This window comes from Halarchaeum nitratireducens, from assembly GCF_014647155.1.
GTDB lineage: Archaea > Halobacteriota > Halobacteria > Halobacteriales > Halobacteriaceae > Halarchaeum > Halarchaeum nitratireducens.
The window spans coordinates 56,073-75,197 of sequence record NZ_BMOQ01000005.1 but is presented as its reverse complement, the minus strand read 5'-3'; the positions used below and the strand labels follow the sequence as shown (position 1 = coordinate 75,197).

23 protein-coding genes and 1 tRNA gene are annotated in these 19,125 nt (G+C 60.1%); 9 read left to right on the top strand and 15 right to left on the bottom strand.

The window, feature by feature from the left end; genetic code table 11:
- Positions 1–191 precede the first annotated feature (191 nt).
- The 7 genes from IEX91_RS09380 to IEX91_RS09350 form a co-directional block, all read right to left on the bottom strand.
- On the bottom strand, positions 192–722 hold the full coding sequence (locus tag IEX91_RS09380; protein ID WP_188878562.1) for a Pycsar system effector family protein: 531 nt from the start codon (positions 720–722) through the stop codon (positions 192–194).
- Positions 719–1,435 (bottom strand): adenylate/guanylate cyclase domain-containing protein, encoded by a 717-nt coding sequence (locus IEX91_RS09375; protein WP_188878560.1) that lies wholly within the window; start codon positions 1,433–1,435, stop codon positions 719–721. The genes IEX91_RS09380 and IEX91_RS09375 overlap by 4 nt, the downstream gene beginning before the upstream one ends.
- Before the next feature lie 74 nt (positions 1,436–1,509).
- Positions 1,510–3,705 carry an ATP-binding protein gene (locus tag IEX91_RS09370; protein ID WP_188878559.1) on the bottom strand — a complete coding sequence of 732 codons (2,196 nt, stop codon included), beginning with the start codon at positions 3,703–3,705 and terminating at the stop codon, positions 1,510–1,512.
- A gap of 60 nt (positions 3,706–3,765) precedes the next feature.
- Entirely contained in the window at positions 3,766–4,764 is a 999-nt protein-coding gene (locus tag IEX91_RS09365) for a DNA adenine methylase (RefSeq protein WP_188878558.1), read from the bottom strand.
- A 206-nt stretch (positions 4,765–4,970) separates the two neighbouring features.
- Entirely contained in the window at positions 4,971–5,237 is a 267-nt protein-coding gene (locus IEX91_RS09360; protein WP_188878557.1) for a DUF7692 domain-containing protein, read from the bottom strand.
- A 256-nt stretch (positions 5,238–5,493) separates the two neighbouring features.
- Positions 5,494–5,898 (bottom strand): HVO_A0114 family putative DNA-binding protein, encoded by a 405-nt coding sequence (locus IEX91_RS09355; RefSeq protein WP_188878556.1) that lies wholly within the window; start codon positions 5,896–5,898, stop codon positions 5,494–5,496.
- A 23-nt stretch (positions 5,899–5,921) separates the two neighbouring features.
- Positions 5,922–6,230: a toxin-antitoxin system TumE family protein gene (locus tag IEX91_RS09350; protein WP_188878555.1), complete on the bottom strand. Its 309-nt coding sequence runs from the start codon at positions 6,228–6,230 to the stop codon at positions 5,922–5,924.
- A gap of 119 nt (positions 6,231–6,349) precedes the next feature.
- Here IEX91_RS09350 and IEX91_RS09345 point away from each other — a divergent pair, with 119 nt between their 5' ends.
- From IEX91_RS09345 to IEX91_RS09310, 8 genes are all read left to right on the top strand, one after another.
- Positions 6,350–6,760 carry a hypothetical protein gene (locus IEX91_RS09345; protein ID WP_188878553.1) on the top strand — a complete coding sequence of 137 codons (411 nt, stop codon included), beginning with the start codon at positions 6,350–6,352 and terminating at the stop codon, positions 6,758–6,760.
- Positions 6,761–6,869: 109 nt separating this feature from the next.
- Positions 6,870–7,130, top strand: a complete 261-nt coding sequence (locus IEX91_RS09340) for a hypothetical protein (protein ID WP_188878552.1) — start codon at positions 6,870–6,872, stop codon at positions 7,128–7,130.
- Positions 7,127–8,629 (top strand): hypothetical protein, encoded by a 1,503-nt coding sequence (locus IEX91_RS09335; protein ID WP_188878551.1) that lies wholly within the window; start codon positions 7,127–7,129, stop codon positions 8,627–8,629. Before IEX91_RS09340 ends, IEX91_RS09335 begins: the two co-directional genes overlap by 4 nt.
- 2 nt (positions 8,630–8,631) lie before the next feature.
- Positions 8,632–8,850 (top strand): hypothetical protein, encoded by a 219-nt coding sequence (locus IEX91_RS09330; RefSeq protein WP_188878550.1) that lies wholly within the window; start codon positions 8,632–8,634, stop codon positions 8,848–8,850.
- A 60-nt stretch (positions 8,851–8,910) separates the two neighbouring features.
- The gene (locus tag IEX91_RS09325; protein ID WP_188878548.1) at positions 8,911–9,447 is read left to right on the top strand and encodes a hypothetical protein; all 537 of its coding nucleotides are present in this window, start codon (positions 8,911–8,913) and stop codon (positions 9,445–9,447) included.
- Positions 9,447–10,277 carry a hypothetical protein gene (locus tag IEX91_RS09320; protein WP_188878547.1) on the top strand — a complete coding sequence of 277 codons (831 nt, stop codon included), beginning with the start codon at positions 9,447–9,449 and terminating at the stop codon, positions 10,275–10,277. Before IEX91_RS09325 ends, IEX91_RS09320 begins: the two co-directional genes overlap by 1 nt.
- Complete coding sequence (locus tag IEX91_RS09315) at positions 10,270–11,430, top strand: hypothetical protein (protein WP_229772837.1); 1,161 nt, start codon at positions 10,270–10,272, stop codon at positions 11,428–11,430. Before IEX91_RS09320 ends, IEX91_RS09315 begins: the two co-directional genes overlap by 8 nt.
- Before the next feature lie 181 nt (positions 11,431–11,611).
- Positions 11,612–11,986: a hypothetical protein gene (locus IEX91_RS09310; protein WP_188878543.1), complete on the top strand. Its 375-nt coding sequence runs from the start codon at positions 11,612–11,614 to the stop codon at positions 11,984–11,986.
- A gap of 14 nt (positions 11,987–12,000) precedes the next feature.
- On the opposite strand, the gene IEX91_RS09305 is transcribed toward IEX91_RS09310, so the two are convergent.
- From IEX91_RS09305 to IEX91_RS09280, 7 genes are all read right to left on the bottom strand, one after another.
- Positions 12,001–12,321, bottom strand: coding sequence for a hypothetical protein (locus tag IEX91_RS09305; RefSeq protein WP_188878542.1), 321 nt, complete (start codon positions 12,319–12,321; stop codon positions 12,001–12,003).
- 20 nt (positions 12,322–12,341) lie between these two features.
- Positions 12,342–13,364 (bottom strand): hypothetical protein, encoded by a 1,023-nt coding sequence (locus IEX91_RS09300; RefSeq protein WP_188878540.1) that lies wholly within the window; start codon positions 13,362–13,364, stop codon positions 12,342–12,344.
- Between the two features lie 287 nt (positions 13,365–13,651).
- Positions 13,652–14,380 (bottom strand): hypothetical protein, encoded by a 729-nt coding sequence (locus tag IEX91_RS09295; RefSeq protein WP_188878539.1) that lies wholly within the window; start codon positions 14,378–14,380, stop codon positions 13,652–13,654.
- Positions 14,377–14,511: a hypothetical protein gene (locus IEX91_RS16515; RefSeq protein WP_268238688.1), complete on the bottom strand. Its 135-nt coding sequence runs from the start codon at positions 14,509–14,511 to the stop codon at positions 14,377–14,379. Before IEX91_RS16515 ends, IEX91_RS09295 begins: the two co-directional genes overlap by 4 nt.
- 91 nt (positions 14,512–14,602) lie before the next feature.
- Positions 14,603–14,779 (bottom strand) — tRNA-Trp (locus tag IEX91_RS09290).
- Between the two features lie 46 nt (positions 14,780–14,825).
- Positions 14,826–15,050: a DUF5795 family protein gene (locus IEX91_RS09285; RefSeq protein WP_188878538.1), complete on the bottom strand. Its 225-nt coding sequence runs from the start codon at positions 15,048–15,050 to the stop codon at positions 14,826–14,828.
- A gap of 54 nt (positions 15,051–15,104) precedes the next feature.
- Positions 15,105–15,953, bottom strand: coding sequence for a DUF5794 domain-containing protein (locus IEX91_RS09280; protein WP_188878537.1), 849 nt, complete (start codon positions 15,951–15,953; stop codon positions 15,105–15,107).
- A gap of 469 nt (positions 15,954–16,422) precedes the next feature.
- Here IEX91_RS09280 and guaB point away from each other — a divergent pair, with 469 nt between their 5' ends.
- Positions 16,423–17,919: an IMP dehydrogenase gene (guaB, locus tag IEX91_RS09275; protein ID WP_188878536.1), complete on the top strand. Its 1,497-nt coding sequence runs from the start codon at positions 16,423–16,425 to the stop codon at positions 17,917–17,919.
- A 36-nt stretch (positions 17,920–17,955) separates the two neighbouring features.
- Here the strand turns inward: guaB and coaBC are convergent, their stop codons facing one another.
- Positions 17,956–19,107, bottom strand: a complete 1,152-nt coding sequence (gene coaBC / locus IEX91_RS09270) for a bifunctional phosphopantothenoylcysteine decarboxylase/phosphopantothenate--cysteine ligase CoaBC (protein ID WP_188878535.1) — start codon at positions 19,105–19,107, stop codon at positions 17,956–17,958.
- Positions 19,108–19,125: the final 18 nt, after the last annotated feature.

Here is a 19,125-nt window from a genome sequence, read left to right as displayed (position 1 = left end):
ATCGGCCCGCTCTGGCCGGGCACGCGGATGTACGAGATAACGACGAGTGGCCAGTTGTACCTCGACGGCGAGTTGAATACACACGACGTCCCCGCTCCTGGTCCGGTGCGCGTCGGGCCGCCGCCGAAGAAAGAGGAACGGCCCTGCTACACGCTTGGCTAAATTATTGAATGGTACGCTCCGATTTACTTTTACGGAGCAATTAACAGTAGCATCGTGATTATCCCGCATATGACAGTAGGGATGGTTGAGAGTAGGGCAAGACGAACCTGCTGATATTTTGTATTGTTAACGGCAGCTAATTGGTAGTTCTCATCAATTAATTCGTCAAGCAGCTCTTCAGAAGTCTTTGACCGAATCGTATCTCGATACCTCTCTTCACCCTTCTCCACGATTGACTCCCACATAACTAGACCCTGCGGCGTTGATGGTGTATTCGGATAAACAGCAGATGCAGCAAAGTAAATCGCAACAAGAGCCGAGAGAACACTACCACCAGCGAATATAAGAAATAGAATACCCTTCTGGCCCATATTCGTCCCAATAACACTTAGCGAGAGACCGAGATATGCGACGAGGCCCGAAAGCAGAATTGAAGCTTTCTGATCGGCAACCCGAATATACGTATTTTGATGATCACGAACTAGTTGACTGAACTCTGCAGCCGTCAAATCGGAATCTAAGTCTCCCCCCTGATTTGTTTCATTCGAGCTATTAGTCATCCCTCTACCTCCTCCTCAAGAGGAACCGTATCTTCCATCCATTCGCCGCCGTATCGGTAGATCGCGTACGGCTCCATTTCCTCTGTTTCGGGATTAGCCCACTGATATTGATCGTAAATATCCTCGAGAAGAAGGTACTCTTGATCATCTTCATCTGCATGGTATTCAATCGCAGGTCCGACAAGGTGTTCATCATCACCAGCTTGTGTTTCTAGCTGGAACGCTGTATTTACTTGGGGGGAGACAGCGGTTAAGCGTTTGAGTGATGCATCACGACTGGGGGTTCCAATTTCAGCGAGGTAGGCTTCACCGTACGCTGCACCAGAGCTGACGGTGACTGGTTGAACATTTAGTTCTTCAAGCCGGGGATTCACTTCATGAGAGAGGACCCATCGGATCGTCGTGATATATTGAAGGACGTCAGAGACTGATTCTTGCGCTGATTTGCCGAAACCGAAGTAAGCTAACAATCCGTCGCCCGTATTTTTCTCAAAATAACCATCGTATTCATTAATAACTCTCATCGCTTCTGGAATGAATAAACCAAGCATATACAGGGTAGCCCTCTTCCCATTATTGAGTAGATATTCAGTGAAGTGATCAATATCAATAAATACAGTTGCAATATGATAGCTTTTCGGCTCGTTTAATCTCTTATTCCAGTTTCGTGGATGAGATTTACCGGTAGCAACATCTTTGAGCCGTTCGTTCAACTGCTCCTCTCGCCGATCCAAGCTCTCGTGTATATCACGCTTTTGTGAGTATGTGAGGTTCTTCCGAACCACAGTTACGCTCCATCGCCGCCCGGGCTGGCGAATCCACTAATATCAACCTCTTGCTCAATAACAGCATCACCGACTTCCCGAGGCTTCGCACTTTCTGGATCTAGGCCCACCGTTTCACAGATTGTATAGTAATCGGACTCCTTCACCTGTAAGATAATCGACCGTGTTTCGGAGAAGGTTTGCTGTACCTGCCGTTCCGTTGTCGTTCCAAAGTCGATCGATTTCTTCTCTTCCTCACTCTCCCGGTCTTCAGTACTCCCCTTAGTGTTGTCTTGAGAGCCGAACTCAAGTGAGTCTTCGTCTGAGTCGATTTCTGTACTATCGCCAGGCTCCGCTTCGATCTCATCATCGCCGAGTGTGGAGTCTTGAGCCGGTACGTTTGTCTCATCTTCAATCTCTTCTTCCTCGGCTCCTTTGTCAGAATGTTCTGTGAGCTCTGATTGTGTCTCACCATCGTCTTGAGTTGTCTCTTCTTCAGAGAATACCTGCGATATGTCCGGTGATCGTAAATCGGTTAATATCGGCTCTGGCAGATCCCTTTGCTCGCCCTTTGCTTCAATCTGCCTATATAAGGTATCTATATCCTTTGTTGCCTCAAGAGCACTAATTGAGGTGTTATTTTCTTCAAGAACCCATTCGTAATATCCCTGCCACCACCAGTCACTATCTTCGAATTTGAATGTTACTCCGTTTTGAGCATGCCGTTCAGCTGTATCTTTCACAGCCTCCAGCACCATATGAAGCTCCTGCTCCGGGAACTTTTCACCTTCGGGGGGTAAAACCCAAAGATCGCCATTGTCGGGTATATAGGTTCCATCAGAGTCATTGTCTGGGTCAAAATAAGCACGATATGCCCGCTGGTATGGCTCAGCAACAATATGTGGGGCAAATACCCTCAAATTCTCTTGATGATAGTCGGCTAGTTCTTCAATCTGCTCTTTTTCGGGTAACTCGCTATTCGGCTTGTGTGCCGCAATAAATTGCTGACGATCACTGTAATTAAACTCCTGCACGTCTTGCCACGGCTTTCGTTCTTCATCATCAAGTTCGTCGTCAAATCTGTACGGAGCAGTGTAGGCAGTAGGGAAGTTCTCATAGGTGACCTTCGTGTAATCTGATCCCGCACGTCGCAAGACATTGAAAACCCGGTCAGTAATAACGCTATTTGGCTCAATTTTGTCTTTCTGTGTATCCCATGGTAATGTTTCCGGGTTACTCTCAGCAGTTATCTTTACAATAAATCGTGTCCGACGCAGGTTGGCCCGGAAACTCGGAAGGTGGGTACCCCAACCACCCATCTCCGTCTTATCGCTGGTCAGCACGCGGCGATTCTGGATAATCACGTCTGTCCCAGCATCTTCTGTCTTGCCGGTCCGCATCAATCCAGCCTTAATATCTACTGTGATCGGTTCTTCTCGACCTGGAATCTCTTCAGGACTAATCTCATACTGCTTGTAGAAGCGAGGGTGGTATCCGTCAAGAGGCGTGTACGCCCAATCTATAGCCGGCTGCTTGTCAACGCGAACCGCATTAACCATTATTGAGACGGTACCACCATCTGGCCCAGCTCGGCCCTTCAGGAATTCGTCGTACGTCTCAGAGAGATCTTCTCGAAGAGATTCCAAGTACTCCTCAGGAGTGTCGAAATTTGAGGTCTCCTCTTCATCATCTAAATCCTCTTCAAGATCTTCATCGCGTAGTTCTATATCGAGACCCTCAATTCGAATAACCGTTGAACCAGAATCAACGTTATCGAATTGCTGCTTAGCTACTTCCCAATCGTCGGAATGTAGCCACTCCTCATCAATCACAAAACCGTATGCATTCTGAGCATCTGTAGCACGACTCTTAATCGTTGCTCGATTTCCCAGTCGCAGGATCGCCTTCTTTGCCCCCATTCCGTAGGACCCAATTGAGTTCGGGATTTCCTCTTTTGTCGATCCCCCGAGAGCGAAGATTTTCTTGACGTTCTTCTCATTCAACCCCCCGCTATTATCTTCAATACGAAAAACTCCGTTTTCAAAGTCAAAATCAATATCAATCGTTATGTCTGATTTTGGGGATTTGACTCGCCGCCAATTGTCGAGAACGTTGTCAACCAGCTCCTCCACGGCGGTAATCGGAGTTACGTCAGATCGAAGTGACCGAAGCGTCCGCTTGTCGGGGCTTAGGTCATAATATTCTCCTTCGGAAGACATTGCTAATAGTGATTAATTCTACCATATTGAATCTTGTCACAAAACAAAGGGGGAGAGGAGCTACAGCCGGATAGTAGCTTGAACTTTCTCAGCTTCCGGGTTCGGGATCGGGTAATTTGTCCACAGAGATTCCTCACGAGTTTCCTTTGATGTGTGAGATGTCTTCTTGATGTCAATCCGGTTCCAATCACCATATAGCTCCTCGGTCAAATCACACTGGTAGGACGAGATTGCCACTTTGGCCTCCACCTCATGGAGAACATTTGCCAGGTCTTTATGCTCCTCATCGGACATCTCATAGCGGTATGTCGTAGTTGTCCCCTGAGATCGTGAGTCATGCGGGTACGGCGGATCGCAATAGATTAGAGCATCTTCAGAATCACCGTATGTTTGGATTACGTCAATAGCATCACGGTTCTCAATTTGAACACGGCGGAACCGATCAGCCATATCTTCTAGCTTTGCCTCTTGGAGAGCCTTTACTGCCTCCTGATTATTCATCCCCTGCAGCTCGTCAGCGATTGCCTCTTTGCCTTCCTGCTTCAGCTCCTCAATGACTGCTTCCACCTCGCTATATCCACCAATTCGGTCAGCCGCCTCCTTCAGGTGATCAAGCCGTGAATGCCAGCGAGAAACTGCTGAGGCCATATCGCGACGACTAGCGCTCTTACAGTATGCCCATCTCCCGGGAGTAGCGTCTTGCGCGAGACCACTCCTCACTTGGCCGGCACGAACGAAGAACAAGCGTGCTTGCTCAATATCGCTTAAATCGTCGCCTTGCCTCTCAATAGCGTGTTCAAATTCTTCTCGTGAAAATGGAGTAAGTGCGATCTTCTCAAGGAGCTCGTCACGATTATCGCGAAGTACCTTAAAGAAGTTCGTAACATCGCTGTCACGGTCGTTATATACCTCTACTGGTGATGGGTCCCGATTCAGAAGCACTGCACCAGACCCACCAAAGGGTTCCACATAGCGATGGGCTTCGGGAAGCTGTGGGAGAAGCCACTTAAGATGACTATATTTCCCGCCATACCAGCGGAAAGGAAGACAACGGGCCATATCACTCAGTACTTTGTATAGCACAAAAGCGTTGTTAAATATGCATTCGTGGTGACTACCGTCGTGCGGTAGACGTACAGTGGAATGTCACCGAGGGCTGCGCTGTGTCCCCCGCTGGAGAACCCTAGTCGTCTCGTCGGAGAGAGCCCATTACCGATCGATGTATTAACTGCAAATTAGTCGGATCAGCAGTGTAAGTCAGTAAGTCACACATCGAAGGAGACTTTAACATTTGGTTCGCAGTACTTGATCAACACGTTCCGACACTCGCGGTTTACCATCTCTACGATTTCTTGGGCGACCCTTGGCGGCAGCTCTTCGTGGGTGAGGGCTTCCTCAAGCTGTGGCACCAGTCGGCCGGCGAGGTCGCAGGACCTGACGATGGCGTCGGTCTTGTTGACGCCCCAGAAGTCGGCGGCGTCCTCGATAACGTCCTTCCAGTACGCGTAGTCGCCGTCAGTTCGGATACGCATACCCGTACACACGACGCGCGAGAGGGAGGCTGCTGCGATTCCTCAAACAGTTTCACCTTATGTACCTCGGTCGATTCGCCCCCGATTCGGCGTCGTCGACGAGCGACCACCGCCGTCGAATCGGCGCCGCGTACACACGCCGGTCCCGACGGCGGCCGGACTCGTGTGCATATTCGGGAACGCCGTTCCGGGGACGTGCGACCCCCAGGGGTCACGCCCAAAGCCCACAGCACGACGTCGAGAAGAAGCGTCGGCGCTACGGTGCGGCGGCGCCGACGTTGTTCGAGGAGTCGACGAAGGGGATGTCGATCTCGATGCCGTCGTAGGCGAGGATGGGCGTCTTCGGGTGACCGTCGCCGTCGCTCTCGAACTCGATGACGCCGAGGTCCGCGAGCTCGCTCAGGTTCTTGTGGACCTGCTTGTAGTCCCGGTCGACGAGCTCGGCGGCTTCGCGGATGCTCTCGGGGTGATGGTTCGCGATGGCCTCGAGGAGCTCGAGGTTCTTTGGACTGAGGAGTCGGCTGAGTTCGGCGTAGGACTCGAAGTTGAGCGTGGGCTGGGCGTCCTCGAGTTCCTCGCCGGCCTGTGCGGCCTTGAGACGGTTCCGCGTCTGTTCGTGGAGCGTCTCGGCTTCGCCGACGGTGACTTTGAGCGTTGGCATGGTGGTTCCCCCTGGATGACGTCCTACTCGAGCAACCAGTCCCACGACGTCGACGACCGTTCGTCGACTTCGCGCGTGAAGCGCTCGTAGAGCTCGAGCATCCCGGGGAAGTCGATGTACTCGACGTTGTCGCGGGTGTGGCGCTCGTGGCCCTTCGTGCGTTCGTGGGCGTTGTCGTAGCGGAGGACGGTGTCGCCTCCGACCTCGCCGAAGTGGAGGCTGTAGTCCCATCCGCTCGGGTATTCGTCGTGCTCGGTCTGCCGGATAGTGATGGCCACCACGTAGCCGTCTCTGACGTCGCGCCAATCTGCAATCGTGGTGTAGGACGCCATCCGTCACCCTATGGTTCTCCCTCCATAGCCAAAAGCCTATGGACGTTTCTCCATACCTTCGCCCGAAGCAACAGACAGAAAGACGACACTAGGCACCTATACCGCCATCGTACGCGTGCATGGCGTACAATCTCGACCGCGAACGGTTGGTACAGGTAGTCGACGGCGTGCTGTCGCCGTTCTTCGTGATCGCGACGCTGGTGCTCGTGGGGATCGGGCAGTTCTCCGCGCTCGGCGTCTCGATGGCGGACACGCTCGTCGAGGCGAACGGCTCGCAGATCTCCGTCTCGCTCATCGTCTCGCTCGTCGTCGTGGTGGCGGCGTACGTGATGAACGAGTCGGTGGACTGGTCGGAGTGGAGCGAGTGGGAGGCCGCGCTCGTCAGCGCGATGGTCGTCTCGAACGTCTCCGTCGCGCTGGTTCCGCTCGTCCGTGACGTCGTCACGGGCTCGAAGTGGATCGGCGTGCTCGTGCTCATCCTCAACTCGGCCGCGTACTACGTCGTCGCGTACTGGGACGGTGGTCGCTAATGCTGGACGTCGCCCACACGCGCGACGTCGACGCGCGCCTCGCCTTCCTCCTCGGGTCGCTCGCCAGCTTCGTCGGCGTCGCCCTCGCCGCCACGACGGGGGTGGGGCTGTGAACGACGCGATGCTCTGGAAGAGCGCGCTCGCCAGCGGTATCCTCCTCGTAATCGCCTCCGTGACGGGCGCGGACGGGACGGCACTCGTCGGCGCCGCCCTTCCCGTGGCCTGTGTCGCGTGGGTTCGCTACGACCGCCGGCGCCATCTGCGCCTCGAGGACGAACCGGTTCGTCTCAACCGCGATGGGCATGGGCGTCGTGACATCGGTGGTCTCAGCTACGCCGGACAGAAACTCCGGCGGGAGGATCGTCGATGACCGCACGGCTTCGCCGGCTCGCGGCGGTCGCGCTCGCCGTGCTCATCGTCTCCTCGAGCGTTGCTTCGCCCGTCGTGGGCGCATCAACCAGCCCGACTGGGACGGCCGCCATCGACTCGCCGGACGGGTTCAGCGTCGTCGCGGGTGGCTCTTGCTCGTACAGCGGCCTGTTCAACTTCTTCGGCATCAATCTGAACGACAACTGTGGGCCGGGCGCGCCAGACACGTCAGGGGCCAGCAACGAGGTGGAAGTCTATCAGCGCGCCAGCGAAACGAAGTCGTGGGCTGAGACCACGACGGCCCAAACCAACAACTCGCTCACGAACCTTCAGACCACCCTCTACGCCTCTGGCGAAGCGCGGCAGAACGCCGTCATCGAGAACGGAACGACATCAGTTCCGTCCGTCAATACGGCTGTTAACCAGAGCATCGACCAGCGCCTGAGTAAGATGCAGATGAACCAGATTGCCGCGTGGAATCAGTTCATCCAGTCTCTGATTAATGCACAAAATGGCACCTCTCAAGACGTGATTGCGGTATATGCAGATGGCATATCTTGGTCGAATGGTCCTTCCCAAGATGGACGGACAAAATTGAGTTCTAGTCTCGTTTCGAATCAGACGCTTGTCTTAGCTAACGGGACTGAAGTTCCCGTGTTGCAACTGAAGGAGGTGAGAGTCAGCGGCGGATCAACGGTACATATCACGATCCGGCTGAATGAGTATCTAAGCATCTACGGGACAGGGACTCCTGTTGATGATTACGGCCTAGAAGCGAAGAGCGTTAACTCGAATCCTCGAATCAAGTTCGCCTTAGAGTCGTGGCAATCTAATTGGCAAACACTTCAGCAGAAGGCCCAAATCGCGAAAGAGAACCTCGCAGCAACGGCGAGCTGGAAGGTGGATGCCTACGCTGCCGGCGAACTCGATCTGGCGAACGCGACGAGCGGGCTGACGCTCGCTCAGGAGTACTCGACGTCGTACGCGGAGACGGGAAACCTCGCGTATGCTCGCGCTGCGGCCGCTGCATCGGGCTACGCGACGCCGGATCTGGATAACGTCTCGGTGATGAACGTCACCGAGGACGGGTTCACGTACACGGGCGCGCTCTTCAGCCAAAGCGCCCCGGACAACGGGACGTGGAAGCTCGGACAGACGTACAACGCTTCCCGGATTGATGGCGTCCAACTCGTCGCGACAACGTCCGGTAAGACCCACACCCTCACCGGGAACTTCACCGTCACTGCGATGAAGGATGCCAACGGCCAGACGCTGAATCAGACCCACGTCCGCCAGTACGACTACCAGACCGCCAACACGAGCGAGTACCGCCAACTCCAGCAAGAGCTGAACGAACTCCGTGAGGAGGTGGCTAACCAGACCGCCGGCGGCTCCGGTAGTGGCTCCGGTTCCGGCTCGGGCGGTAGTGGGCCGCTCATCATCGTGGGGCTCGCGGTGGTCGCGATTGGCGCGGCGGCGGTCATGCAGAGGGATAACTGACGATGGCGCGCCCGCTGCTCTCCCTCGCGCTCGTCTTCGTCGGCCTCCTCGCGCTCGCGTGGGTCGCCGGCGACCTCACCGGCTGGTGGTCGATGCAGGCCATCGTCGGTGACGCGATCTCCCAGACAGTCGGCGGGTTCGTCGACGCCATCGTCGACGGGGCGCAGGGCCTCGTCGATTGGTTCTTCACCCGCCTCGGCGACGCCGTCAGCCCGGTCTAACGACCGGCAGCCGCCCGTGGTCGGCACCTGCGTCGGTTCGATTCCGGCGGCGCCCCTCAGATGAGACGACTACTGTTGGTTATTGCCGTGCTCGGCGTCGCGGTCGCACCGGCGGCCGCCGCGCCGAACGGCTCGACGACGTCGACGAACGCGACCGTCGTCGCGGGCGGCCATCCGGTCTCTGTCGACGGCGTGATGACGATTCAGGGCTGGGAGTACGAGGACGGGCGGTTCAACGTCACGCTCACCGCCTCGCAGTATCACGTCGCGACGCTCGCGGCGTCCGCGCGTGCGAGCGAGCGAGTCGCCCACAGCCCATACCGGCAGGTCGTCCTCGAGGGCAGCGAGTCGACGACGGTCTCCATCCCCGCTGACCGCGTCGACGGCGAGGCGAGCGTGAGCGTCACGACGGGCGCGTGCATCCAGTCGGGGAGCTGTCCCACCGTCTACAGCGACGACACCAGCCTCGGCTCGCCGTTCGGCGGATCGCCGACGCTCGGGTGGCTCGGCGGCGCCGGCATCGCCGTCCTCTCGATGGTCGCCGGCGCGCTCTACGTCGTGCGTCGCAGGGGCGCAGAACCCCGGGAGGCCCGCTGATGGGTCTTCGACCGACCTTCGCGAGCGCGTGGGACCGCCACACCTACCTGCTCGCCGAAGCGCAACTGCTCGTGGCGGCGCTCGTCGTCACGAGCGGCGTCCTCCTCTGGGTCTTCTCGCCGTCCATCCCTGCCCTTCCAGCGTGGGGCGTCCACCTGCTCGTCGGGTCACTCGTCCTCGCGCCGCCCTGTCTCCTGGTGGGCGTGCGCTTCGCCGGGTGGTTCGACCGGCGCGACTGGGTGGACGTCCAGCACATCAACGCCGTCGAGGACGTCGCGAAGGACTACAAGGTGCCGCCGGACGTCTGGAGCGAGAAGATTGTCGAAGGCCCCGCGCCCTACCCGATGAACGACGGCGACACCTGGGTCGTGCGCGAGTACGAGTGGCTTCCCGACGCCGGCCCGAGCGGGCAGCTCGTCGTTCGCGGGTGTTGGCTCTCTGAGCTCGAGGACACGAAGCTCCTCACCACTCGCTCGCACTTCAACCGCGTCTACGACACCCTCCAACAGTCGCACATCCGCCTCGACCTCTTCGCGGACAATCTCGAGGACATGGCAGCCGCTCTCCAATCCCGACTCATGAACAAGATCACCGAAGCGAAACAGCGCGGCGAACTGCTCGACAAGAACGCGGTCACGGCCGTCGTCGACGAGTTCGAAGACGACATCGAGGAGGTGACGGGTGACGACCTCGCCGATCTCCGCGAGGACGACGTCGACCCCTTCGACCCCGACGACATCGCGGGCGCGGTCACCGAGGAGATCGGGGCGAACTCGCCGGCGGCCGGTTCGGACGCCGTCGCGACGGACAGAGGTGGTGACGGTGAGTGAGGACGGCGAGCAGTACACGCCCCCGCAGCTCCGCGAGCACCAGGCCGAGCATGGCCACCGCGACCCGCTCGTCCACCAGCACACGGGCATCACGCGCGACCCCGCGCTCTCGCGCTTCCTCTCCATCCAGGCGAACAGCTACGACCCGGTTTCCTACGCCGAAACCCCGGGGAAGATGCCCGGAGACCCCGCCGAAACCGACCTTGTCCAGACGATCCTCCAGAACGAGGCGACGGATGTCGGGCGGGAAGCCCTCGAGGAGGGCGACATGGCGACCCTCAAGCACCTCACAGGTGACGCCGGCCAGCAGGCCGACGTCTCCGGGCTGAAGGCCATCGGGAAGATCGACCGACTGCTCGACAACCCCGCGCCCGTGCTCACCCTCCTCGGGAAGATGGGTAAAGGGAAGACGGACTTCGCCTTCATGCTCGCCCAGCGACTCACCGCGCTCGCCGACGAGCGCGTCCTCGTCGGGACGAACGTCCGCACGCTCCGCGAGGCGGACACGTTCATCCCCGACTTCCCCACCCTCAAGGAGTGGCTGGAGCAGGACGGCGACCCGACGACGAACGCGCAGCGGCGCAAGGTCTTCATCGGTGATGAGTTCTCCATCTCCGCGAGCGGGCGCGGGAAAGCCGGCTACGAGACCGCGCAGAAGATGGGGCCGATGCTCTTCCTCATCCGGAAGTACAACGGCGCGCTCATCTACATCGCGCACACTCCCCACTCGATTCACCCGATGCTCCGACGCATGAGCACCATCATCCGGAAGACCGACCGGAAGGTCGCCGAGATCGACGTTCAGGGCGGGGAGACGACGAACCCGAGCTACACCATCGAGGGCGTCCCGCCGACGGACTGGCGGTACAACGACAAGGAAGCGAGCACGTGGTCGTGGGACGCCGATCCGGAGGCAGTAGCGGACGGTGGGAAGTCGGTCGCAGTCGAGGATATTGCGAGTACCGAGTCCGAAGCCCGCAAAATCAGCATTGCGACCGCCATCGACGGGATGCAACTCGGGATGTCGAGCCGGGAAATCGCCGAATACATCGACTACAGCTACAAATGGGTCCAAAATCGCCAGAAGGAGTACCGCGACGACGGCGAGCACCGAGAAGTCGTCATAGAAGTCGATTCGGTCCTGAGCGCCTGATGCGCCCGAATCCCACGACTTCCCACTTCCCACCCCTCCCTATACGCGCGCGTACGCGAGGAGATCGCCCACAGCCACGTTCGTCCGGCGCTAGCGCGCCGAACGAAGCCATGGGCACGACGTCGCGCGGGCCGACGGAGTATATATATAAGACGCGCGACGCGCGCGGAGCGCGATAGCGATGCCCTCGAAGAAGGCGAATCAGTACGGGACGCTCGCCGAGCGGAAGGCGTGCGAACGCTACCGCCTCCGGCGCGAGGGCGTGCATACGAGCTGGCGCGACGCCGTCCAGGATGACGGCACGCCCGTCGAGATCAAGGCCACCGACGCGAGTCGGGACTACCCCCGCTTCAAGGTCTTCGAGGAGTACCACGACCGCCTCGCCGCCGCCGGCGGGAAGTACGTCTTCGTCCTCTACCGCCGCCGTGGGCGTGGGCTAACCGTCCTGCGGATGCAGATGCTCCCCGCGACGCAGATTCCCGTCTCGACGTGGTACACGAACGGCGGCCATCGAGACAGCAAGGAGACGAAAATACGGCCGGGAGACGTGTTCTGAGTTACTTTAAGCAGTCATTCGCCTCTTGACTGACGATATTCCCGTAACCGCTCTTGCGCCTCTTGGCTTCGGTTTTTGGCTTTCTCATCGGACCATTCACTGAAGCGCTCGCGGGAATCTTCTGGTCCATATTTCGTCCAATTAAGACTCTCTTCATCGTCTCGCAGATCTACAACGATGACATCGTCTGGTGTATCGTTACTTTGGCCATGGAACACCCCCCCATCTACCGTCTCTCCATCATCATCTCTGAGAGTTCCACGTTTAACGGGCATCTCTGGATACTCGTGATATGACTCTCCAACCACATATAATTGTTCGGCCATCATCACCATCTGTTATCATATAATATCTGTCATATGGATCTGTGCTCACGCTCATTCTCTTGGCCCGCCTCCTTCAGGTAATCAACTTGGTCTTTGAGTGATTGGGTCTTCGCTGCAGAATATATCTCACGTGATCTAACCTCGTAAAACCAGTCGATGAGACGATCAGCGCCATCAGATGTTGTAACTGGCTCATCATGCTTAAACATCATCTCAATTAGATCTGCGATATCCTTGTGTACTGAGTTATCAAGTGACTCTGAAGAGCTCATACTCTGTATGATTGTTCGCATACGACGAGTTATCCCGGAGTGCGTTCCCTCGTGAATAACCCCCTTAGGCCCAACTCTGAGTATACCTCCAACAAGTTGGAGCTCGTCTTCATGAGCAGGAGTATTGACTAGGCGGTCTGCTGCAAAAGCGACCTGATCTCGAGGCACGTCGAAGCTAACTATAATTCCATTAGAATGGTAGAACCCCACACCCTGTAATCCAGAATGGTTGGAAACAGCGGACGTATAGAAATAATACTCATCAGCTTCGGGATTATCAATCATTTGTGCTACGAGTTTTGCTATTGAAATCTCTCGAATACCTCTATGAACCCTAATTTTTGCGTCCTCTTCTCTTGTCCCGTAATGGATGGCGAGGAAGCATTGTGTTGCTACATATAACCGCTCAAATGTATGCTTCTGGCTTCCGGTTGGATAATTTGCCTGCTCACCACCGTTGCGGACTCCGGTAGGGATGCTAAGTGCATCTTTGACAAGTTTCTCGTAGGATTGTGCTACCTTCTCATTATATTCGTTTGGATTTTTCCAAGAATTTAAGTATTCGTGGATGGAGTCGAAATCGCCACGGGTGTCTCGTTGTAGATCCTTCTCAAATCTTCTCCTTTGGTCGGTCGAAAGTCTGGAATACGTTTTAGAAGTGTAATCAGACACTTGTGCCTCATCATCATGTGGGTCAAATGTCAGGTTCACCTCTAGCGAGGACAATCGATTTTCATCGACTTTGATCTCGTCTGGAGGACTCCATTCGTCCATGGACATATCCATTCTAATCAATCTTATTGGTATTTTGGGTAATTATGATGGAATTCTCCCGTCACAATGTTGTGACACCGGGTGTAGGTAGACCCGTGACGCGAAACAGGATTTTTGCAGTACGTAACGACCCTAAAACAGCCAGAAGAAACAGCCAGAAGAGACGTACCCAGCAGTAGTGGAGTGTTGCTTTCGTGGGGTAGTGGTCTGCAACTCGTGACCGGCCTCGTGCGGCGGTCAGTCGTCGTAACAGCCGTATCTACGGCCCCCGTCACAACATTGTGACGTCGGCCTTACTCGCTCTCACCTCCGGCCTGGTTCGCCCATTCGCGGTACTCCTCGAGATCTGCCTCGACGGTGAGGTGGCCGTTGCGCTTCCCGAGCGTCCAGAGGTTCGCCGAGTCCTCCGGGTCACGGCGTTCGTCTGTCTTTGATGACGTAAGCGTACAGAGCTCGCGCATAGTGCGACGAATGAGTTCGCGAGGCCACTCGTCACGGTCGGTCTTGTCGGCGAGAATCTCGCGGACGTCGTCGCTGGCGAGTACGAGCTTGGAGCCGCCCACAGTGCGACTCTTCGTGGCGGCGCGGGGGAAGACGACGGCCGCACGCGCTTCGTCGACGGGAAGCGACTCGCCGCGCTGCTGGCGAGCGATGGAGGACTCGATGGGTAACGACTCCTCGTCGTGCTCGGAACGCACCACGACGTCCGCACGGCCTTCCTCGACGTCCGTGAGGCGCTCCTCGATGTCCGCGACGTCGCGCTGGTCGGCTTTGTCGGTGATCGCCTGGTAGGGATAGACGCCGTTCCCCGTCTCGCTGGCGACGATCTCGATGTCGGCGGGGTTCGGTCCCGCCCATCGGATGGTGGCTTCCCGCTCGCGCTGCTCTTCCAGGTCGGCGACGCGCTCGCGGAGGGCGTCGTTCTCCGCGCGGAGTTCGCGTACTTCGTCGGCGAGGTCCTCGACGAGCGCACGCAGGTCACCGTCCGCCTCGACGCCGACGCTCGGAGCGTCGGTGCTCATTCGCGCTCACCCCAGAGACGCCGGCAGGAGCGACAGAGCGGCACCGGACCGTGCTGTGGGGTCTCGGTGTGGGCGACGCCGTGCGACGCGCCACAGAGGGCGCACGTTCCGCTCGCGACGGCTTCGCTCACGCGGACCACCTCGAGAAACAGCGATGGCTCTCGGTGCTTACGTGAGGTAAACGGAAGGAGGCAGAACCTTCCGAATTTGTTAAATGTAGTATGGGGCCGGAGGGATTTGAACCCCCGATCGACTGATATCTCCGGTGCGCCTCGGAACTCCAGAGGGTCGTCGTCGCGGCGAGGTGATCAGCCCGCCGCTCGGTATACCAGTCTGGAATTTCGTCCCGGGCGCGTGGCCTCTGGAGTCAGTCGCCATCCCTGGCTTGGCCACAGCCCCACGCACTCCGTCATAGGACGATTTCGCCTAAATGGGTTTCGATCCGTTACCGATCGGTCTCGCGCCAGTCGCACTCTTGGCACTTGTAGCCGGTGACGTACTCCGTGACGCTCGGCATGTAGCCGACCGAGACGACGTCTCCGCCGCAGTCCGGGCACTCTCGGTCGGCGTCCTCGATGGTCTCGGCTTCCATGACGTCGTCGTCCTCGATGAGTTCGGCGAGGCTGTGCGGCGTCACCATCCGTCCTTGGACGACGCGGTTCGCTGGCATACGCTCGTCGAGGACCGGGATCGCCGTAAACGCACCGTTACCCGCTCCGCGCCGTCACAGCCAGGGGGCGCGCTCCTCCCCGTTCTCGCCGGGGTAGCCGTAGGGCGCGTCCGTATCGGCGCGGTCGTCGGTCCCGGTCGCCGCCGCGTCCGCCTGGCCGGGATCGATCGCGAGGAGCCCGGCGAGCGCGAAGACGGGGAGCGCGGCCCCCTCGGGGACGATGCCGAAGAGCGAGAGGGCGAGCGTCCCGAGCGCGACGGCGCTCCCGAAGCGGAAGCGGTCGATGTCGAGCAGGTGGCGGAGGTGCGGCTCGAGCAGCGCGACGCCGAGCGCGAAGGCGACGGCGACGGTTGCGGCTCCCGCGGCCGCGGCCACGACGCTCGGCTCGACGCGGACGGCGAGCGTCGTGGTCGTCGGCCGGACGCTCGCCAGCAGACCGAGCCCGACGACGACGCCGGGGCTGGGGAGGTAATCGCCGATGCGCGAGCTCGCGGTCTTCGCGGCGATGGCGAGAACGACGAACGCGGCGAAGCGCTCGAAGACCGCCGTGTCGAGGACGCTCTCGATCGTCGGAGCGAGCGCGGCGACGGCGACGGCGCCGACGACGAGCGGGACGCCGACGGTGAGGACGGCCCGGGACTTCTCGCGCCGGTCGCCCTGCATCTCGACGAGGACGACCGCGACGGTGGCGCTCCCGCCGAAGACGAGGAGGCCCACTTGTAGCGCGCCCGTCGGGATCACGAGCGGGCCGACGGCGGTCGTCTGCGTGAGCGCGCCGCTGAGGACGAGCGCGGCGAAGATCCCGTCGATGAGCGGGAGCAGCATGACGGTGGCGAGGAGTCGCGTCGCGCCACCGACACGCTGTTCTAAGCGGAGGGCGACCGGATGTCCGGAGATACTCATCTCAGGGACGATGGCCGTGACCACCGGCCGAACGGCGATAGGAGGGATGGTACGACGACGGCCGCGGGGCCATCTGTCGCCGCCAGAGCGCGGCTCCCATAACGGTCCCTGTCTCGCAGAGTTTTGTAAAGTCGCCGGAGCGCTGAGGCTGATCACCGGCGATACGGACTGCGAAGGGACTGAGGGAGTCCATGTCTGAGTGTTCCGGACTGAGAGACATAAGCGTTGTGTGGGGCGTGACCGCACGCGCCGTTCGGCTGGCCACATCACACACACAGGCACCATTCGATCGTCCGTCTGGTCATCGAGAGATGGACCCAAACTGGTCCGTTCCATCCGCTTTCGTGTCGCCGACCGTGCCGATCACGCGGTGCCGTCGCCCCGATCGGTATGCACGACCGTGGCGATGTTCGTCGCACGACGCGGCCGGTTACGGAACGTTTTTGCGTATCGCGCGAACACGGTTTACATGGCGAACGACGAGCGATCTAGTGGTACCTTCTCCGAGAAGCTCGACGTCCCCGAAGCGCTCACGTTCGACGACGTGCTGCTTCGTCCGGCAGAGAGCCGCGTCGAACCCGACGAGGCGGACGTTTCGACGCGCGTTTCGAAGAACGTCTCGATCAACGTGCCCGTCCTCTCCGCGGCGATGGACACCGTCACCGAGGGCGAGCTCGCCATCGCGATGGCGCGCGAAGGCGGACTCGGGGTGCTCCACCAGAACCTCGACGACGAGGAGCTCGTCGCCGAGATCGAGCGCGTGAAGCGCGCGGACGAACTCGTCATCCGCCGCGAGGACGTCGTCACCGCCGCCCCGGAGCAGACCATCGAGTCCGTGGACGCGATGATGGAGCGTGAGGGGGTCTCCGGTGCGCCGGTCGTCGACGACGACGACACGGTGCTCGGCATCATCTCCGGGACGGACATCCGCCCTTATCTCGAGGTCGGCGAGGAGGACACCGTCAGGGAGGCCATGACCGACGAGGTCATCACCGCGAGCGCGGACGTCGACGCCCGCGGGGCCCTCGAACTCATGTACGAGCACAAGATCGAGCGCGTCCCGATCGTCGCCGACGACGACCGGCTCGTCGGCCTCGTGACGATGCAGGGCGTCCTCGCCCGCCGCGAACACGAGGAGGCCGCCCGAGACGACGACGGCCACCTGCTCGTCGGCGTGGCCGTCGGTCCCTTTGACGTCGAGCGCGCGAAAGCCGCCGACGAGGCCGGCGCGGACGTCGTCTTCATCGATTGTGCGCACGCACACAACCTGAACGTCATCGACTCCGCCCGGGAGATCAAAGCCGAGATCGACGCGGATGTCGTCGTCGGCAACGTCGGCACCGCCGAAGCCGCCGCGGACATCGTCGACTTCGCGGACGGCATCAAAGTCGGCATCGGCCCCGGTTCCATCTGCACGACGCGCGTCGTCTCCGGCGCCGGGATGCCCCAGATCACCGCCGTCTCGCAGGTCGCGGACGTCGCCGCCGACTACGACGTTCCCGTCATCGCCGACGGCGGCATCCGGTACTCCGGCGACGCCGCGAAGGCCTTCGCCGCGGGAGCGGACGCGGTGATGCTCGGTTCCTACTTCGCCGGCACGGACGAAGCGCCGGGGCGTGTCATCACGATGAACGGCAAGAAGTACAAGCAGTACCGCGGGATGGGCTCCGTCGGCGCGATGCAGTCCGGCGGCGGCGAGCGATACCTGAAGGAGGACGACGCGGACGAGGAGTACGTTCCCGAGGGCGTGGAGGCCGCGACGCCCTACAAGGGGCCGCTCGCGAGCGAACTCCACCAGCTCGTCGGCGGCATCCAATCGGGGATGGGATACGTCGGCGCGGCGACGATCCCCGAGTTCAAAAACGAGTCCGAGTTCGTCCGCGTCTCCTCGGCCGGCCAGACCGAGGGCCACGCTCACGACGTCATGATCACGGACGAGGCGCCGAACTACAGCCCGGGAGAATAACGCCGGCTCCGAGCGACTGCGGGGACCTACAACGCCTCAGAGTTCGTCGACGAGTTCGTCGGCGACACGCAGACCCAGTCCGCTTTTCGGGCCCGCGTACTCCGCATAGCCGTCCGCGCGGACGACGAGCGCGCGCGTCTCGTCACCGCCCATGACGCGCGCGTCGTTGGCGACGACGAAGGCGAGGCCGGCGCGCTCCATGATGCGTCGTGCCTCGCGGACCATCGCCTCGTCGTCGCCGTTCGTCTCTGCTTTGAACCCGACGAGCGTGAGCGCCGGGTACTCCTCGCGGACGGTGTCGAGGAGCTTCGGCGTCGCCTCCAGATCGAGCGTGAGGTCGCCGCCGCTGCGGATCTTCTCGTCGGCCGGCTCGACGGTGTAGTCGGAGATGGCCGCGACGGAGAGCAGCGCGGACGCGTCCTCGCAGGCGTCGAGGACGGCGGCGAGCATCTCCGCGGCGGACTCGACGCGCCGGACGTCGGCGTACGGGACGTCGTCGCCGTCGTGGACGAGCGTGACGTCGGCACCCCGGACGTAGCACGCGCGGGCGACGGCACGACCGGTCCGCCCGGAAGCGCGATTCGTCAGCACGCGCACGGGGTCGATGCGCTCGCTCGTCGCCCCCGACGTGACGACCACGTCCTCGCCGGCGAGGGGGCGCTCCCCCGCGGCGCGGGCGACGTCGAGGCAGATGGCGTCGAGGCTCGCCAGTTTCGCCTTCCCCTCCTCGATGCGCGGGTCGACGACGTCGACGCCCCAGGACTCGACGCGCTCTAAGTTCTCCAAGACGCCCGGGTGGTCGTACATCGGCTCGTGCATCGCGGGTGCGAGGACCACGGGGACGTCCGCCCCGAGGGCCGTCGTCGCCGTCGTCGTGACGGGGGTGTCGTCGATCGCCGCCGCGATCTTCCCGACGGTGTTCGCCGTCGCGGGCGCGATCAGGTAGACGTCCGCCCACCCCTCGCGGCCGCAGAGCTCGACGTGTTCGACCGCGCCCGTGAGCTCCGTCGTGACGTCGTGCTCGGTGGCGAACTCCACGGCCCACGGGTGGACGATACCCCGCGCACCGTCCGTCATCAGGGCGCGCACGGACGCCCCGCGTCGCCGGAGCTCGTGGGCGAGTTCGACGACCTTCACCGCCGCGATGCTCCCGGAGACGCCGAGCGCGACGTTCACACCCTCCAACATGGCTCACTCTCCGCGTCC

Bases quoted from the DNA above. Each gene is read 5' to 3' on its own strand.
- IEX91_RS09285 (WP_188878538.1), bottom strand. From the start codon at position 15,050: ATGCCAGCGAACCGCGTCGTCCAAGGACGGATGGTGACGCCGCACAGC.
- IEX91_RS09365 (WP_188878558.1), bottom strand. From the start codon at position 4,764: ATGGCCCGTTGTCTTCCTTTCCGCTGGTATGGCGGGAAATATAGTCAT.
- IEX91_RS09350 (WP_188878555.1), bottom strand. From the start codon at position 6,230: ATGGCGTCCTACACCACGATTGCAGATTGGCGCGACGTCAGAGACGGC.
- IEX91_RS09305 (WP_188878542.1), bottom strand. From the start codon at position 12,321: ATGGTGATGATGGCCGAACAATTATATGTGGTTGGAGAGTCATATCAC.
- IEX91_RS09320 (WP_188878547.1), top strand. From the start codon at position 9,447: ATGGGTCTTCGACCGACCTTCGCGAGCGCGTGGGACCGCCACACCTAC.
- IEX91_RS09295 (WP_188878539.1), bottom strand. From the start codon at position 14,380: ATGAGCACCGACGCTCCGAGCGTCGGCGTCGAGGCGGACGGTGACCTG.
- IEX91_RS09310 (WP_188878543.1), top strand. From the start codon at position 11,612: ATGCCCTCGAAGAAGGCGAATCAGTACGGGACGCTCGCCGAGCGGAAG.
- IEX91_RS09325 (WP_188878548.1), top strand. From the start codon at position 8,911: ATGAGACGACTACTGTTGGTTATTGCCGTGCTCGGCGTCGCGGTCGCA.
- guaB (WP_188878536.1), top strand. From the start codon at position 16,423: ATGGCGAACGACGAGCGATCTAGTGGTACCTTCTCCGAGAAGCTCGAC.
- IEX91_RS09330 (WP_188878550.1), top strand. From the start codon at position 8,632: ATGGCGCGCCCGCTGCTCTCCCTCGCGCTCGTCTTCGTCGGCCTCCTC.
- IEX91_RS09335 (WP_188878551.1), top strand. From the start codon at position 7,127: ATGACCGCACGGCTTCGCCGGCTCGCGGCGGTCGCGCTCGCCGTGCTC.
- IEX91_RS09345 (WP_188878553.1), top strand. From the start codon at position 6,350: ATGGCGTACAATCTCGACCGCGAACGGTTGGTACAGGTAGTCGACGGC.
- IEX91_RS09300 (WP_188878540.1), bottom strand. From the start codon at position 13,364: ATGTCCATGGACGAATGGAGTCCTCCAGACGAGATCAAAGTCGATGAA.
- IEX91_RS09370 (WP_188878559.1), bottom strand. From the start codon at position 3,705: ATGTCTTCCGAAGGAGAATATTATGACCTAAGCCCCGACAAGCGGACG.
- IEX91_RS09355 (WP_188878556.1), bottom strand. From the start codon at position 5,898: ATGCCAACGCTCAAAGTCACCGTCGGCGAAGCCGAGACGCTCCACGAA.
- IEX91_RS09380 (WP_188878562.1), bottom strand. From the start codon at position 722: ATGACTAATAGCTCGAATGAAACAAATCAGGGGGGAGACTTAGATTCC.
- IEX91_RS09280 (WP_188878537.1), bottom strand. From the start codon at position 15,953: ATGAGTATCTCCGGACATCCGGTCGCCCTCCGCTTAGAACAGCGTGTC.
- coaBC (WP_188878535.1), bottom strand. From the start codon at position 19,107: ATGTTGGAGGGTGTGAACGTCGCGCTCGGCGTCTCCGGGAGCATCGCG.
- IEX91_RS09360 (WP_188878557.1), bottom strand. From the start codon at position 5,237: ATGCGTATCCGAACTGACGGCGACTACGCGTACTGGAAGGACGTTATC.